Raw genomic sequence first — 14,821 nt, forward strand, 5'->3', positions numbered from 1 at the left:
CCCCACCGGACCCCGTGACCGTCCGGCTACTCGTTCTCCTCCCGCCGCGTGGGTTATTCGTGTGTTATCTCCACGGCTTCGTTTTCGCCACGCGCGTTCGTCGAAGTGAGATCGATCAGACCGTCATGAAGTCGCTCGTAGGTTTCATCGACCGCTTCTTCGACGATCGCGGTGTTCGCCGTGAGCGGCAGAAACGACGTGTCGCTCTCCCACCGGGGAATGATGTGCATGTGGAGATGATCGGTCACCGACGCTCCCCCTGCAGCGCCGACGTTGAACCCGATGTTGAACCCGTTCGGGGAGAGCGCCTCCTCGATCACCTCGATGACCATCTGTGCGGTTTTCATGTAATCGACGAGTGCACCCTCATCGAGGGAGTAGAACCGTCCCGTGTGTTCGTACGGCAGTATCATCGTATGCCCCGGATTGTACGGCATATTGTTCAGCAGAACGTAGGCGTGCTCGCTACGGGCCACGATGTTGTTTTTGCGGTCGTCATCGCCCGCGGGAAGACGGCAGAAAATACACTCCGTGTCGTCACCATCCGCCGGACGATCCCGGGTCACCCATTGCATCCGCCATGGAGCAAACAGCGAGTCCATTGTTACAGACATCGGGGGGTGTTAGTATAAAATCTCCGCCCGTTCGAGAAGTCACTCCGTCGTACCACATCTCGGATCGGGGGAATATTTATTATATACGCCGACGAGTTCGACCTATGAATCGGATATCGAGAAGCCGGACCGAGGCGATCGATCATGTTGAGTGATAGCATGCTCCCCGATAGTTACAGCTATCGCCGAAAGGAGCCCGTGAACGGGTTGGATAGCGCTATCGAAGCGTTCCAAGCCGGTGACCCGGTTTTGATTCACGACGCAGCGGATCGGGAGAACGAGGTGGACGTCGTGTATCCGGCACACGCCGTCACGCCGTCCAACGTCGCTCGACTCCGAAACGACGCTGGCGGATTGATCTGTGTGGCCCTGTCCCACGAGGTGGCTGAAACGTTCGGCCTCCCGTTCGCGGAAGAGCTCATCGACCACCCGGCGGGTAACGAGACCACTATCGATTACGACGACAGATCTTCGTTTTCCCTGACGGTAAACCACCGGGAGACGTATACCGGTATCGTCGACAACGACAGAGCACGGACGATTTCCGAACTCGGTCACGCGGCGCGGAATCCGGAAAGGACCGACTTCGCGGCGGAGTTCGACACGCCCGGACACGTACATACGCTCAAAGCCGCGCCGAACCTCCTAGAGGACAGGCGGGGTCACACGGAACTCGGCATCGCGCTTGCGGAGTTGGCGGACGTTCCGCCGGCCGTCGCCGTCTGCGAGATGCTCGACGACAAAACGGGGGGCGCACTCTCCCGATCCAACGCGGCGTCGTATGCAAAACACAACGACTTCGTCTTCCTCGACGAATCGACGATCATCGACGAAGTCCGTACCGATTGACCGGTAGTCATCGGTGCTTCAGAACGGTAAAATCGGCGTCTGACACCGATACACCGATTCGTTTCGGCGTCCAGCCGAGCTGGGAGGTACTCTTATATATCCATGTGGTCCAATGATATCTACGTACAATGAATGGTAATCGTTATACGTTCGAGTATCAACCAGCTACGATCCATCACGGGTCGGGTGTCGTTGCAAATCTAGAGACGGAACTCGAACGACGGGGACTCTCGCGGGCGCTACTCGTCACGGACGCCACTTTGCGGGATGTCGATCCCGTCATCGGGCCGGTTCGTGAGGGTCTCGGGGAGTCTCTCGTCGGCGTTTTCGATGGCGTGACACCGGAAAAATACCTCGAATCGGCCTCCGACGGTGCGACACGGGTTCAGGAGGAAGACGTCGATGCGCTCGTCCCGATCGGTGGTGGCAGTAGCCTGGATACCGCCAAGCTGATCTGCGTCCTCGCCGGGCACGACCGACCCCTCGACGAAGTCACGGCCGAGATTGTGGATCGTGAGGCGGTTCTCGTTCCCGATCGTGACCGCCCGTTACCGGATATCTTCGCCGTGCCGACGACCTTACCCGGTGCCGATCTCTCGCAAGTCGCGGGCGTCAAGCTGAGTTTGGACCCGGACGGACGTTCGAAATCCGAGATTCCCAGCGCCGGCGTATCGGACAGTCGTCTGATGCCGACCGCGGTCTTCCACGATTTGGACCTGTTCGCAACGACCCCCGACCACATCCTCGCTCGCTCCGCGATGAACGGATTCGACAAGGGGATCGAAATGCTGTACACCCGTCACCACAATCCCCTCACGGATGGGACGGCCGTTCGCGGCGTTCGACTGCTGTACGAGAACCTCCCGACTCTCACTACCGGCTCGACGAGTCGGGCGGAGCTGTCCCGAATTCTGCAGGGTATCGCCGCGGCGCAGTACGGGCTTTCGACCCCGAACGCATACCGAGCCTCCGTCATCCACTCGTTCGGCCACGCCATCGCGCGGAACTACGACGTTCAGCAAGGGGTCGCACACGCGATCGCGGCACCGCACGTGCTCCGCTACCTCTTCGAACGGGTCGACGGACGACGCGATCTGTTGGCGGAGGCGTTCGACGTCCGGAATGCGGACGATTCCGACGAAGAGACGGCGGCCGCGATCGTGAAATCGGTCGTCGATACCCGCGATGCGCTCGATTTACCGTCTCGGCTGCGTTCGGTCGAGGGAACCGAACGGGACGATTTCCAAGACCTCGCGCGGGCGGTCATCGAGGATCCGTTTATGCAAGCCGGTCCGACCGATCTCGATGCGACCCAGTCGGGCGTCGAAACCGTTTTCGAGCGGATGTGGTGAACCGATCCCCCTAAAGTTTCATGCGGGATGAGCGTCTTGTTCCGGTATGCCATCGGACTATCCGACTCGCCGGCCGACCGACGCGGAGTATCTCTCCGACGAGACGGTCGATTTACCCTCGTCCCTGCTCAATCTCCCGTGGATAGACTGCCACAACCACGCCCAGACGCTCTCGTGGGAGGACCGCGAACGGTACGCGCTTTCCGGTTGTCAGTCGATGGTGATGGTCGCATCGGGGTACCACTGGACACCCTACAAACCGGTGGTCGCTGACGACGTCCGTTTCCTGTGGGACGATGCCATCAATCGCCGCCGAGCGATCGAAACCAACCATTTCTTCGAAGCCAATCTCGCGGTGGGCGTTCACACCGGCGTTCGAATCGAGAATCCCGACGAGTTGCTGGCCGCGATGGACGAGTACTGCCGACTCGACGAAGTCGTGGCACTCGGTGAAACCGGCATCACCCCGTCCCAGCACGTTGAGTCATGGGGTGTAGACGAACAGCGGGCGGTCGTTCAGGCACAGATGGAGCTCGCGGACGAACACGACCTCCCGATCATCCTCCACACCCCGAATCGGGGAACCGGTGATAGCCCGACCTATCGAGTCGGGGCCAGCACGCCGGGATACGAGAAGAACGCGTCCCTCGCATCCTCACCCGTCATCACGGGAGATAATCCCGAACTCGAAGCGGTCAAGATCGACGTTCAAACCGCCACGGAGGCAGGTCTGGCCGAAGAACGGATCGTCGCTTCACACGCGGATCCGAACAACACGAACTACCTCATGGAGGAGACGGAGTGCTATCTGAGTTTCACCGTCGGGTATCCGTGGTTGACCGGTGTGACCGCCGCCGACGTGGCGGAGACGATTCGCGAGTACGGGCCGGATCGAATTCTGGTCGAAACGGACTGTGCGAATATCCTCCGGACGGACGCGTTCTCCGTAAAACGGACGATTTTCGACCTCTATCGGATGGGGATCGATGAGAGCGATATCCGGCAAGTCGTCCTCGAAAATCCACGGGACGTCTTTGACCTGGAGGAATAACCTCACGTCGCGGATCGATTCAGGTGTGCCGACACGTGTTCGTTAGCTCTCCGACCCCCTCGACGCCGACCGTGACCGTCGTCCCGTCGCCCAGGAGGACTTGCGGGTCGCGATACACGCCGACTCCCGGTGGCGTTCCGGTGAATAGCAGATCGCCCGGTTCGAGCGTAAACGCCCGACTGCAGAACGAGACGAGATAGTCGATGTCGAAGATGAGGTTCGCCGTCGTCGAATCCTGTAACCGTTCCCCGTCTATCTCCGTCCAGATGTCGAGGTCGTGCACGTCGTCGATCTCGTCCAGCGTGACCAGTTCCGGCCCGGTCGGTGCGAAGGAATCCAGACTCTTCCCCCTGACCCATTGTCCGTCGCCGTGCTGTAGATCACGGGCGGAGACGTCGTTCCCCACCGTGACCCCCGCCACGTAGTCCCGCGCCTCGTCGGCACTCACATCCCTGGCTCGACGACCGATCACGGCGACTAACTCGGCCTCGTAATCCACTTCATACGTGTACTCGGGGTCCCACGTGATGTCGTCATCCGGCCCTCGAACGGCCGTCGGGAACTTGGAGAACAACACCGGTTCGTCCGGAATCGGGTTCTCCCCTTCTTCGGCGTGTTCCTCGTAGTTCAATCCGACGCACACGACTTTTTGGGGGTCTCCTATCGGTGCGTGTCGTTCGAGGTCGTCGATGGCGTGGCAGTCCACCTCGTTTTCCATCGCGTAGTCCACGGCGAAGGAAGCTCTCTCCTTCCAGTTCCACGTTTCGAGGAGTTCGGGGAGCCGTCGCGGAATCTCGACTCCCGCCTTCTTTCCTGCCGCGTGGAGGTTAACTACGTCGTCGTCCGAGGTGCGGGCACCACACCACGGTTGGCCGGTTCCGTTCGAACTGTAACAACCTATTCGCATCGTCGCTAAGTAAAACCGCCACCATACTTAATCCCGATGATGGCCCTTCACGGTGGGTTCCGATACGCGATTATTCGGCCGTTCGTCTGCTGCGTTCGTCCTCCGGTGGATTCCTGTCAACGTCTCCGAAATCGGCGATGTCAGTGCAGGGATCGTCTTGCAGAGAAAATGGCAAGATTCCAAACAGCTATAACCCAATCCTTCATAACGTAGCTTGATGTCCACAATTAATAATCGAACTGTGAGCGCATCAGATGCTAAAAAATCGCAACCGGTGGTCGGGAATGGCGCTTGAAGGTGAGTTCCTGTTGGCCGGGCGACTGCTTCTCGGCGGAATGTTTCTGTATAACGGATACAACCATTTCGTCGACTACGAGGGCAGGGTCGGATATTCGGAGTACAAGGACATTCCCGCCCCCTCGTTATCGGTCATCTCGTCGGGAGTAGTGCTGGTCCTCGCATCCATCGGCATCATGGCCGGAATCTATCCGGTGATCTCCGCGGGCGCTCTCGCGGTGTTCCTCATCGTCGCGACGCTGTTGTTCCACGACTTCTGGAACCAGTCCGGCGAGGACCGACAGAACGAGTTGAACCACTTCCTGAAGAACGTCGGCTTGCTCGGAGGCACGCTCGTTCTCTTGGCCGTCGGAGGTGAAACGTGGGCGTACGCCGCCAACATCGGGTTGTTCTGACCGAGAAGGTTGGACCGAATACAGTTAGATACGCATGAAACTCGGACAATTTCGAACGAGCGAGGACGAACGGCCGTGGGCAGGGAGCGTCGTCGACGGCGGAATCGTCGATCTGAACGTAGCGGGCAGGCGGTCGGGCGTTACGCTGCCGTCCGACCTCCGCGAAATAATCGAGACGTGGAACTGGCGGGAGAAGGTCGAATTCGCGACCGCGTACGCCGAGGAGACCGGAGATGCGATGCGTTCCCACTCCGCCGTCGTACCGGTGGCTCCGATCACCGAACCGGAGAAGGTCGTCGCCATCGGGCTGAACTACATGGAACACGCTGAGGAGGGCGATCAGGACACCCCGGATTCTCCGATGGTGTTCTCCAAGTTCCCGCGGGCCATCGTGGGGCCGGACGAGCCGGTCGAGTGGGACCCGGAGCTGACCGAGGCGGTCGATTACGAGGGCGAACTGGTGGTCGTAATCGGCGAACGAGCGCGCAACGTGAGCGAGGACGATGCCCTCGACTACGTGGCGGGATACACCATCGGAAACGACGTTTCCGCCCGCGACCTCCAACTTGCCGATGAGCAGTGGGTCAGGGGGAAGAGTCTGGATTCCTTCGCACCGATCGGCCCGCATCTCATCACCCCGGACGAGATCGACGACGTGGGCGACCTCGACATCTGGACGGAGGTTAACGGCGAACGGTTACAGGACTCCAACACGAAACATTTGATCTTCCCGATAGCGGAACTCGTTTCGTTCTGCAGTCGGGCGTTCACCCTGTCTCCGGGCGACGTGCTATTCACCGGAACGCCCGACGGCGTCGGCTACTTCCGTGATCCACGGGTCCTTCTTTCGGAGGGGGACACGATGACCGTCGGCATCGAGGGTCTCGGGGAACTTACAAACGGGTGCCGCTACATTGGGTAAGCAACCATGGGAACGTACCCGACCCGGCGTCCGACGGACGCGGAGTACAGCGAGGCCGAGGATATAGTCCCGACCGAACTGAGCAGCATGCCGTGGATCGACATCCACAACCACGCACACACCCTGTCGTGGAACGATCGCGAGAAGTTCACGTTGAGTGGATGCGAGTCGATGGTGATGATGGCGGCAGCGTACTATTGGACGCCGTACAAACCGGTCGAGGCCGACGATATCCGGTATCTCTGGGATGATGCGCTCAATCGGCTCTCATCGATCCGCCAGTCGCACCTGATCGACGCGAAGATCGGTGTCGGCGTTCATACCGGCGCTCGTGTGGAGGACTACGAGGAAATCCTCGCGGTGCTCCCCGAGTACTGTGCCCTCGACGAGGTTGCGGCGGTCGGCGAAATCGGGATCACGGAGTCACAACACGTCGCCGGATGGTCCCTCGAAGAACAAAAGGAGGTCACTAGACGGCAACTCGAAGTGGCGGCCGATCACGGCCTCCCGGCGATACTACACACGCCTGCCGATCTCAGGGACGTCGAGTTCCCCGACCGGACCCGTGGAGACGTTCCCGGATACGAGTTGGAACTCGCTTTGCAGCAGGAACCCGTGTTGACCGCGGAGAATCCGAAACGGGAGGCGATCGAGATGGATATCGAACTGAAGGACGAGGCGGGACTCCCCGACGATCGGATGGTGCTCTCCCACGCCGACAAAAAGATCGCCCCGTACGTCTTGGAGAACACGGATTGCTATCTGAGTTTCACGGTCAGCTATCCGTGGCTCCTCGGGGTTTCGCCCCATCACGTCGCCGAGGTGGTTGCGGAGTACGGGCCGGACCGTATCCTCGTCGAAACCGATAGCGCGGGAGTGCTCCGGAGTGACGTGTTCGCATTCAAGCGAACGATTCTCGAAATGTATCGCATGGGACTCGACGTCGATACGATCCGACAGGTAGTGTACGAGAATCCGAAACGGATTCTCGCGTGACCACCATCGGCCGTATTGTTCACTCGCGGGAATTTTGTAGCGTTCGACGTTTCCCGAAAGCGGCAAACCCCCCGTTCGGTCGACGGGGAACGCCGCAAATCGTGGATATATTTTAAGTACAGTTGTACCTCATCATACGTATGGATTCTGAACCCTCGTTCGAGGTTCACGCGAAACTGGACGTGATGGTTGAGATGCGCGACGGCGTCGAATTGGCGACCGACGTGTACCGACCCGCAAAAAACGGAGCGGTGGTCGACGAGCCAAAGCCGGCACTTCTGAGCCGAACTCCGTATAACAAACGGGGAGAGATGACGCGTCACGGCGAGTGGTTCGCAAAGCGTGGGTACGTCGTGGTTCTCCAGGACTGTCGAGGACGGTTCAATAGCGGCGGGACGTTCGAGATGTTCGTCGACGAACCGGAAGACGGCTACGACACCGTCGAGTGGATCGCGAACGAGGAGTACTGCAACGGTCTGGTCGGGACGATGGGGTCGTCGTACGGGGCTTGGGTACAGAGTGCGCTCGCAACGCAGGACCCACCGCATCTCGAAGCGATGTTCGTCAATCAGGGGCCGGCGAACGGACGGAAGGCGACGCTTCGACATCACGGGGCGTTCGAACTCCGATGGCTCTGTTGGGCGTTCACGTTGGGCGGCGGATTCGCCAAACGGGCGCTCCGGGACTCGGCGCTCCAAGAGCACTTGGCGAACGTCGACGTTCGGGACGTACTGGCCGGAGCACCCGTCAAACGGGGGCAGTCTCCGCTCAAACATCTACCCGAATACGAGGAGTGGATGTTCGATATGCTCACGACGGGGAGTGCCGGCGACGAACGGTGGTCCTCGCCCGGGATAAATTTCGAATCGTACTACGAGGAGATGGCGGACGTTCCGACCGTGTATTCCGGCGCGTGGTACGATTCGTACGCTATCGGCACCTGCAACAATTTCGAGGCCCTCTCGGACCTGAAATCGTCCGATCAGTTCCTCCTCATGGGGCCGTGGACCCACGGCTGGAACGAGTATCCGCTCTCCTCGTGGAACAAGACCTACTCCGGCGAGATCGAGTTCGGGGAACGGTCGTTTCGAGACTATCAGGGGACGAGGTTGCGTTTCTTCGACCACTACCTCAAAGGACGGGATACGTGGGACGAACCGCCGGTTCGATACTTCCGTATGGGGACGGGCGACGGATCGCGCTGTGCTGATGACCGTCTCCTCCACGGCGGGGAGTGGGCCACGGCGAGGGAGTGGCCCCTCCCCGACGCGCAGCCCACGAGATTTTTCGCTCGGCCCGATGGGTCGCTTACCCGTACGGAGCCGACGGTTCGATCGGCGCAAACGACGTATTCGTTCGACCCTCGGGATCCGGTTCCGACTATCGGCGGTAACTGTTCTTCGTATGTCACATACGAGCAACGCGACGAATCGATCCTCGAATACCCGCTCGAAGAACGCTATCTCGTGAACATCACGGGGAGCGGCGGGTACGATCAACGGACCCGAGCGAGCACCTTCGGTGCCGACCCTCCGTACGGACCGCTCGAACGCCGTGACGATGTCGTGGTATTTCGGACGGAAAAGCTGGAAACGGACCTCGAAATCGTCGGCCCGGTGCGGGTACGACTCTACGCCGCCAGTACGGCTCCGGACACGGATTTCACCGCAAAGCTGATCGACGAATATCCACCGACTGAGGACTTCACCGGCGGGTTCGCCCTCAATCTCACCGATTCGATCTGTCGGGCACGGTACCGCGGCCACAGAACGGAGCCAGCCCTCATCGAACCGGGCGAGGTGTACGAGTACGAACTCGAACTGTATCCGACCGCGAACGTGTTCAAAGAAGGCCACCGGATTCGAGTCGACATCTCCTCCTCGAACTTCCCGCGATACGACGTCAACCGAAATACGGGCGGAGAGCTGTACGACGGGAGGAAGTTCGAAGTCGCCGAAAACACGCTCTACCACGACCGGGAACACCCGACCCACGTCGAGTTGCCCGTACTTTCACGCTGACGGTGTGATCAGGCCGTTTCCGGGACGTAAATTTGATCGGCAACCGGTGGGAGACTCCCATCGTCTCGCGGGCATACTTCGCCGGCTTCCACGAGCGATCCTCGAATCCGAGCGTCCCGCTGGCCAAATGTAGCCATTGAGCCGCCAATGATGGCTACATGTATGCACGTACTGTTCGGTCGGAAGGCCGCCTCCCACGGCCCGAAAGCTCGTCGTGTGAATATGATCGTTTCGTGATAGAAAATGCTATACCCGGCCACTATCATAATATGATATAGTCGTGACCACTTACAAGAGGATCCTAGAGGGAATTACGGTTCTCGATCTGTCCACGTTTGTAACCGGTGGGTTCTGCTCCGCGATGCTCGCAAACCAAGGTGCAGAAGTCATCAAAATAGAACGGCCCGAAATCGGTGACGATAACCGCCATTCGGGTCCCCCATTCATAAACGGCGAATCGCCGTACTTCTGGACGGTGAACTACGGAAAACGGAGCATAGAACTGGACCTGAAAAACGACGATGCGAAGCGAACGCTCTATGAATTGGCCGAAGAGGCGGACGTGTTTATTCAGAACTATCGTCCGGGGACGGCCGAACGTCTCGATGTCGATTACGAGACGATCTCCGAGTACAACGACGACATCATCTATCTGGCCATCTCCGCGTTCGGACAGACCGGCCCCTGGCGCGAGCGTCCGGGCTACGACCTCCTGATACAGGGAATGAGCGGGATAATGAGTGTGACCGGAGAGGAGGGACGACAACCCGTGAAAGTGGGGCTCCCGATGACGGACCTCATCACGGCGATGTGGGGCGCGTTCGGAACGGTTACCGCACTTTACAGGCGCGAGACCACGGGCGAGGGTGAGTACATCGATCTCGGGATGCTCGAGTCGACTCTCCCTTGGCTCACTAAACAGGCAGGCAAGGTGTTTGCGGACGAATCCCCCGATCGAATGGGGACGAGGGATCCGGTGCTCGCACCGTATCAGTCCTTCAGAACGGCCGACGGCTACATCAACATCGCGTGTCTGAACCAGAAGCTCTGGTACGAACTGTGTGAAGCGTTGGATCGCCCGGATCTCCCGATCGACGAGCGTTTCGAGACGAACGCCGATCGGGTACAGAACATGGGTGCGCTCGAGGAGGAACTCGAAGATACACTCTCGACGAAGGGCACCGACAAGTGGATCGAAATTCTGGTCGAGGACGCCGGCGTACCTGCTGGACCAGTGTTCACCGTCGAGGAAGCGCTCAACAATCCGCAAGTCGAGGCTCGTGACGCGCTCGTCGAAATCGACCATCCCAAACTCGGAACGATTCCCGTGATCGAACATCCGCTCCGATACAAGTATGCTGAGAGCGGGTTCAGTGACCCTCCGCCGACGCTCGGGGAGCACAACCGTGCGGTCCTACGAAAATTGGGATATTCCGACGAGGAGGTAGACCGACTCGAGGAGGCCGGAATCCATGGGACGAAGAGCGACGATACCGAGTGATGGTATCGAAGCGTTTTCGGACACCGTACCACGATTCGTCGATATCACAGCGGTGGTTATGATCGCGAGTCGGTCGTCCGACTTTTGATAGAGTCAGTAGCATAATGTGGGGGGTCGAACACCCGTGCTCCCGGATTTCTTCATCCGATTCGCGATCGTGGAGGGGATTTCGTTCAAACGATCCACCGAACGGTCGTCAAATCCCCGAGAGTCCTCCAGATTCGAGAGAGGCGGTGCTCGGTGAGTCGGTGATCATAAATAGTTGTAGTTTTATCCGAGCAGTGAGAATCGCCAACCATGAACAAACTCGCGGACGTGTCGACCGAGGTACTGCGGGACGAACTCGCCGACGTGTCGGATCCGAAGGCGGCAAAGCGGCTGATGGTCGCGTTGGCGTACGACGGCGGTATCTCGATTTCTACGCAGAGCGAAATCTACGGCATCCCGGAATCGACGCTGTACTACTGGATCGATAGGGTCGGTACGAAATCGCTAAAATCCGCGATTCACGACGACGATCGTCCCGGTCGTCCTACGAAACTCGACCGAGAGGAACGAACCGCGCTTCGACGGGATCTGATGGGGGAACCGACCGAATCGGGATACGATGCCACCGACTGGTCACCCGAACTCGTTCGCCGTCATATCGAGGACGAGTACGACGTTTCCTACTCGCTCGGGCATATTCGGCGGCTCGTCCGGGAGTGGTCCGTTGATCGGAAATGAGTACAATAATTTTTGTTCACTTATCGTACCTTATGATAAATATCAAGTACCATCCAGAGTGGTGGATTTTAGCCTTTGGTTTCGACGTCGAATTCGGTAGGGAACGACCTGTGAGCAACGGTCGCACCCTCCACCGCCGCGCGAAAAGTGGAGTCTTGTCGTGTCATGGGTTCCAATCGTACTCGTGTGCGTTCGGCTCCCTTCACAATAGATTTATCCCCGAATGCGCCGGAAAGTGCCCGTAATAGGTGAATTTAGGTTATTCGAGCTCCCGATTTTTCAAATAGCCACGCCTCTTCGGTCTCCAATTCCACCTGAACGCGGTCAGTATGCCGTGGGATTTCGCCCTGCGACGTGAGCGCCGATAGGGACGTTCCGTTTGCGGAGAGGTGGATCGCATCCCTGTCGCCGAGCGGTTCGATCACGTCGACATCCGCGGCGAACGTGCCCGGACCGCTATCGAGACTCAAGTACTCCGGTCGGATGCCGTAAATGATGGTTTCCCCAACGCGCTCTTTCATCACCGCGGTTTGCTCGTCCGTCGCTGGAATCGTGCCGACGTCGGTGACGAAAGAGAGACCGGTGGAACCGTTTTCGACCGTTCCCTCGATCAAATTCGGCGATGGCGACCCGATGAAGTCGGCGACGAAGCGGTTCGTGGGGTCGTTGTAAATATCGTAGGGGCTGCCGATCTGTTGTACGTGACCGTCGTCCATTACGACGATCTTGTCGCCGAGCGTCATCGCTTCCTCCTGGTCGTGGGTGACGAAGATCATCGACGTGTTCAGTTCGCGTTGAATCTTCTTTACCTCGACGCGCATGTGGTCGCGGAGGTTCGCATCGAGCGCGGAGAACGGTTCGTCGAGCAGGAACGCCGCGGGTTCCATCACCATCGCACGCCCGAGCGAAACGCGTTGCTGTTGTCCCCCCGACAGTGCCGAGGGTTTTCGGTCCAACATCGGCGCGATGTCGAGCGTTTCGGCGACTTCCTCGACGCGTCGATTCTTCTCGTCCTTCGAGAGGTCCGTGTTCATGTCGAGACCGAACCGAATGTTCTTCCGCACGCTCATGTGCGGAAACAGGGCGATGCTCTGGAAGACGAACGCGAGGTTTCGGTCCTTCGATTTCAGGCCGGTGATGTCCGTTCCGTCCACGAGGATCCGACCCTCGTCCGGCTCCTCCAATCCGGCGATGCAACGAAGCGTGGTGGTTTTCCCGCATCCCGATGGGCCGACGAAGACGACGAATTCGCCCTCATCGATGTCGATGTTCACATCGTCGCAGGCGACGATCTGCCCCTCGTTGAACGTCTTCCGGACTTCGTCGATTTGGATGTGCGTTCCCCCGCTCGTTTCGGAGGGTTGGTTGGCGTTCGATGCGACCGTCGATTCGTTCGAAGTAGCGTCTGTGGTTCGAGTCATCGTTGTGTGAGTCATACGGTGAATGCGTTCTCCAGGTAGTTCCGCGCGACGAGGTAGATCATCGTCGGTGGGATGCCGATGATGAGCGTCTCGGCCATCAGCTTACCCCAATACACCCGCTCACCCGAACCGCCTCCGATGGTGCCGTACAGCACCGGAACGGCGGGTACCGGTCCGGTACCGGTCGTGAGCAGGTTCGCGAAGAGGAAGTCGTTCCACCCGGTGAGGAAGGCGAGGAAGCCGACGGCGACGATTCCGGGAGCGGCCAGCGGGAGGATGACCCGCAGGAACGCCGTGAACTGCGTACAGCCGTACACCTGCGCCGCCTCCTCGATGTCGTCCGGGAGTTTCTCGAAGAAATCCCGAAGGATCCAAATCGCGAACGGGGTGACGAACACCTGATAGGCGAGGATCATTCCGGGAAGGGTGTTGTACAGTCCCAAGTCGTTCCACAGGTCCATGATCGGGATGACGAGGAGGATGTACGGGAACATCATCGCCGAGATGATGGCGTAAAACCCCGCGGTTTTTCCGTAGAACTCCTTGCGAGCGAACGCGTAGGCACCCGGAATGGTGATTATCAGCGCCAGTATCGCCGTCCCGGAACCGATGAGGAAGCTGTTCACGAGGTTGTCCTTCAGTTCCGTATAGCCGCTCGTCCACGCCTCCAGCGTCGGCGAGTGGGGGACGATGTGCGGCGCGCCGAAGAACTCGTTCGGCGACATGAACGACACCGAAACGATGAACAGCAGCGGAATGAGGTTCGCCAGGACGAGAAACCCGACGACGCCGTACGTGGTCGCCTTGATGGTCACGCCGACGGCGTCGTACTCCTGTGTACTCATGCTCCCTCCTCGCTCGCGCGTTCGAACTCGCGGATGAACACGAACACGAAGCCGATGGTCAGGAGGAGCAGGATGATACCGACGGCGTAGGAGACGCCCATGCGACCCTGACCGTATGCGAATCGGTAGAGCAACACCGCCAGAATGGAGGTGTCGTATCCCGGACCGCCGTTCGTGAGCTGTAGGACTTGGGATATCTTCGTCATGTTCCAGATGAGGCGGATGCTCACGGCGACGAGAATCGCGCTCTTCAGTTGGGGAAGCGTGACGCGGAGGAACGTCTGGAACCGATTCGCGCCGTACATCCGTGCCGTCTCGTACATCTCCTCGGGGATGCTCTCCAGATTCGCGGAGATGATGAGGAACATGAACGGCCAGAACGTCCACGTCGTCACGAACATGACGACTCCGAGCGCCATATCGCCGTTGCTACCCCAGTAGATGGTCTCGTTCAGGATATGCCACTTCGTGAGATAGCCGAAGACGGGCCCGAGGTCCGGTTCGAGCATGTACGCCCAGATGGTACCCGTCACCAGCGGCGGAACCGTGTACGAGATGAGAAACATCCCGGTAACGAACCCCTTGCCGCGACGGAGTTCGCGGACCGCCAGCGCCGCGGCGATGGCGACGATCAGTTGAAACACCGTCGTCAGGGTGAAAATCAGCGTCGCCTTCAGAGAGGTATAGAACGGGTTCCACCCGAACAGGAACTCGTAGTTGGCCAAACCGGTCCACGTCGGATCGCCGCCGAACGGCCAGTCGTTGAAGCTCATGTAGATCCCCTGGATGAACGGCATCCACATGAGTACGATGAGGAAGACGAGTACCGGGAGTATCAGTAGATACGAGAACCAGTTCTCCGACAGTCGGTTCCGATACCGTTCGGTCCGCTTTCCCACGTCGAAGATGTTTCGTGTCGACATA

At 59.2% G+C, this 14,821-nt stretch carries 14 protein-coding genes; 9 read left to right on the forward strand and 5 right to left on the reverse strand.

The window, feature by feature from the left end:
- Positions 1–53 precede the first annotated feature (53 nt).
- Positions 54–602, reverse strand: coding sequence for an HIT domain-containing protein (locus LJF34_RS21370; protein ID WP_231187650.1), 549 nt, complete (start codon positions 600–602; stop codon positions 54–56).
- A gap of 156 nt (positions 603–758) precedes the next feature.
- On the opposite strand from LJF34_RS21370, the gene ribB reads away from it, so the two are divergent.
- From ribB to LJF34_RS21385, 3 genes are all read left to right on the forward strand, one after another.
- Complete coding sequence (gene ribB, locus LJF34_RS21375; protein ID WP_231187652.1) at positions 759–1,463, forward strand: 3,4-dihydroxy-2-butanone-4-phosphate synthase; 705 nt, start codon at positions 759–761, stop codon at positions 1,461–1,463.
- A 128-nt stretch (positions 1,464–1,591) separates the two neighbouring features.
- The gene (locus tag LJF34_RS21380) at positions 1,592–2,815 is read left to right on the forward strand and encodes an iron-containing alcohol dehydrogenase family protein (RefSeq protein ID WP_231187653.1); all 1,224 of its coding nucleotides are present in this window, start codon (positions 1,592–1,594) and stop codon (positions 2,813–2,815) included.
- A 46-nt stretch (positions 2,816–2,861) separates the two neighbouring features.
- Positions 2,862–3,866, forward strand: coding sequence for a TatD family hydrolase (locus LJF34_RS21385; protein WP_231187654.1), 1,005 nt, complete (start codon positions 2,862–2,864; stop codon positions 3,864–3,866).
- A 19-nt stretch (positions 3,867–3,885) separates the two neighbouring features.
- Here LJF34_RS21385 and LJF34_RS21390 read toward each other — a convergent pair whose 3' ends face one another.
- Positions 3,886–4,773: a fumarylacetoacetate hydrolase family protein gene (locus LJF34_RS21390; protein ID WP_231187655.1), complete on the reverse strand. Its 888-nt coding sequence runs from the start codon at positions 4,771–4,773 to the stop codon at positions 3,886–3,888.
- Positions 4,774–5,057: 284 nt separating this feature from the next.
- Between LJF34_RS21390 and LJF34_RS21395 the strand changes: the two genes are divergently transcribed.
- The 6 genes from LJF34_RS21395 to LJF34_RS21420 all read left to right on the forward strand — a co-directional run bounded on the left by LJF34_RS21395 (position 5,058) and on the right by LJF34_RS21420 (position 11,631).
- Entirely contained in the window at positions 5,058–5,465 is a 408-nt protein-coding gene (locus LJF34_RS21395) for a DoxX family protein (RefSeq protein WP_231187656.1), read from the forward strand.
- 34 nt (positions 5,466–5,499) lie between these two features.
- Positions 5,500–6,387 carry a fumarylacetoacetate hydrolase family protein gene (locus LJF34_RS21400; RefSeq protein WP_231187657.1) on the forward strand — a complete coding sequence of 296 codons (888 nt, stop codon included), beginning with the start codon at positions 5,500–5,502 and terminating at the stop codon, positions 6,385–6,387.
- Positions 6,388–6,393: 6 nt separating this feature from the next.
- Positions 6,394–7,383: a TatD family hydrolase gene (locus LJF34_RS21405; RefSeq protein ID WP_231187658.1), complete on the forward strand. Its 990-nt coding sequence runs from the start codon at positions 6,394–6,396 to the stop codon at positions 7,381–7,383.
- Between the two features lie 140 nt (positions 7,384–7,523).
- Complete coding sequence (locus LJF34_RS21410; RefSeq protein WP_231187659.1) at positions 7,524–9,404, forward strand: CocE/NonD family hydrolase; 1,881 nt, start codon at positions 7,524–7,526, stop codon at positions 9,402–9,404.
- 280 nt (positions 9,405–9,684) lie between these two features.
- Positions 9,685–10,905: a CoA transferase gene (locus LJF34_RS21415; RefSeq protein WP_342765891.1), complete on the forward strand. Its 1,221-nt coding sequence runs from the start codon at positions 9,685–9,687 to the stop codon at positions 10,903–10,905.
- A gap of 297 nt (positions 10,906–11,202) precedes the next feature.
- Positions 11,203–11,631, forward strand: coding sequence for a helix-turn-helix domain-containing protein (locus LJF34_RS21420; RefSeq protein ID WP_231187662.1), 429 nt, complete (start codon positions 11,203–11,205; stop codon positions 11,629–11,631).
- Between the two features lie 254 nt (positions 11,632–11,885).
- Here the strand turns inward: LJF34_RS21420 and LJF34_RS21425 are convergent, their stop codons facing one another.
- From LJF34_RS21425 to LJF34_RS21435, 3 genes are read right to left on the reverse strand one after another with little or no spacing between them, the layout of a single operon-like run.
- Entirely contained in the window at positions 11,886–13,067 is a 1,182-nt protein-coding gene (locus tag LJF34_RS21425; RefSeq protein ID WP_231187664.1) for an ABC transporter ATP-binding protein, read from the reverse strand.
- Complete coding sequence (locus LJF34_RS21430; RefSeq protein WP_231187666.1) at positions 13,064–13,897, reverse strand: carbohydrate ABC transporter permease; 834 nt, start codon at positions 13,895–13,897, stop codon at positions 13,064–13,066. Before LJF34_RS21430 ends, LJF34_RS21425 begins: the two co-directional genes overlap by 4 nt.
- Positions 13,894–14,820: a sugar ABC transporter permease gene (locus tag LJF34_RS21435; RefSeq protein WP_231187668.1), complete on the reverse strand. Its 927-nt coding sequence runs from the start codon at positions 14,818–14,820 to the stop codon at positions 13,894–13,896. Before LJF34_RS21435 ends, LJF34_RS21430 begins: the two co-directional genes overlap by 4 nt.
- Position 14,821 lies beyond the last annotated feature (1 nt).

Source organism: Haladaptatus sp. DYF46, from assembly GCF_021083305.1.
Lineage (GTDB): Archaea > Halobacteriota > Halobacteria > Halobacteriales > Haladaptataceae > Haladaptatus.

Bases quoted from the DNA above. Each gene is read 5' to 3' on its own strand.
- LJF34_RS21370 (WP_231187650.1), bottom strand. From the start codon at position 602: ATGGACTCGCTGTTTGCTCCATGGCGGATGCAATGGGTGACCCGGGAT.
- ribB (WP_231187652.1), top strand. From the start codon at position 759: ATGTTGAGTGATAGCATGCTCCCCGATAGTTACAGCTATCGCCGAAAG.
- LJF34_RS21380 (WP_231187653.1), top strand. From the start codon at position 1,592: ATGAATGGTAATCGTTATACGTTCGAGTATCAACCAGCTACGATCCAT.
- LJF34_RS21385 (WP_231187654.1), top strand. From the start codon at position 2,862: ATGCCATCGGACTATCCGACTCGCCGGCCGACCGACGCGGAGTATCTC.
- LJF34_RS21390 (WP_231187655.1), bottom strand. From the start codon at position 4,773: ATGCGAATAGGTTGTTACAGTTCGAACGGAACCGGCCAACCGTGGTGT.
- LJF34_RS21395 (WP_231187656.1), top strand. From the start codon at position 5,058: ATGGCGCTTGAAGGTGAGTTCCTGTTGGCCGGGCGACTGCTTCTCGGC.
- LJF34_RS21400 (WP_231187657.1), top strand. From the start codon at position 5,500: ATGAAACTCGGACAATTTCGAACGAGCGAGGACGAACGGCCGTGGGCA.
- LJF34_RS21405 (WP_231187658.1), top strand. From the start codon at position 6,394: ATGGGAACGTACCCGACCCGGCGTCCGACGGACGCGGAGTACAGCGAG.
- LJF34_RS21410 (WP_231187659.1), top strand. From the start codon at position 7,524: ATGGATTCTGAACCCTCGTTCGAGGTTCACGCGAAACTGGACGTGATG.
- LJF34_RS21420 (WP_231187662.1), top strand. From the start codon at position 11,203: ATGAACAAACTCGCGGACGTGTCGACCGAGGTACTGCGGGACGAACTC.
- LJF34_RS21425 (WP_231187664.1), bottom strand. From the start codon at position 13,067: ATGACTCACACAACGATGACTCGAACCACAGACGCTACTTCGAACGAA.
- LJF34_RS21430 (WP_231187666.1), bottom strand. From the start codon at position 13,897: ATGAGTACACAGGAGTACGACGCCGTCGGCGTGACCATCAAGGCGACC.
- LJF34_RS21435 (WP_231187668.1), bottom strand. From the start codon at position 14,820: ATGTCGACACGAAACATCTTCGACGTGGGAAAGCGGACCGAACGGTAT.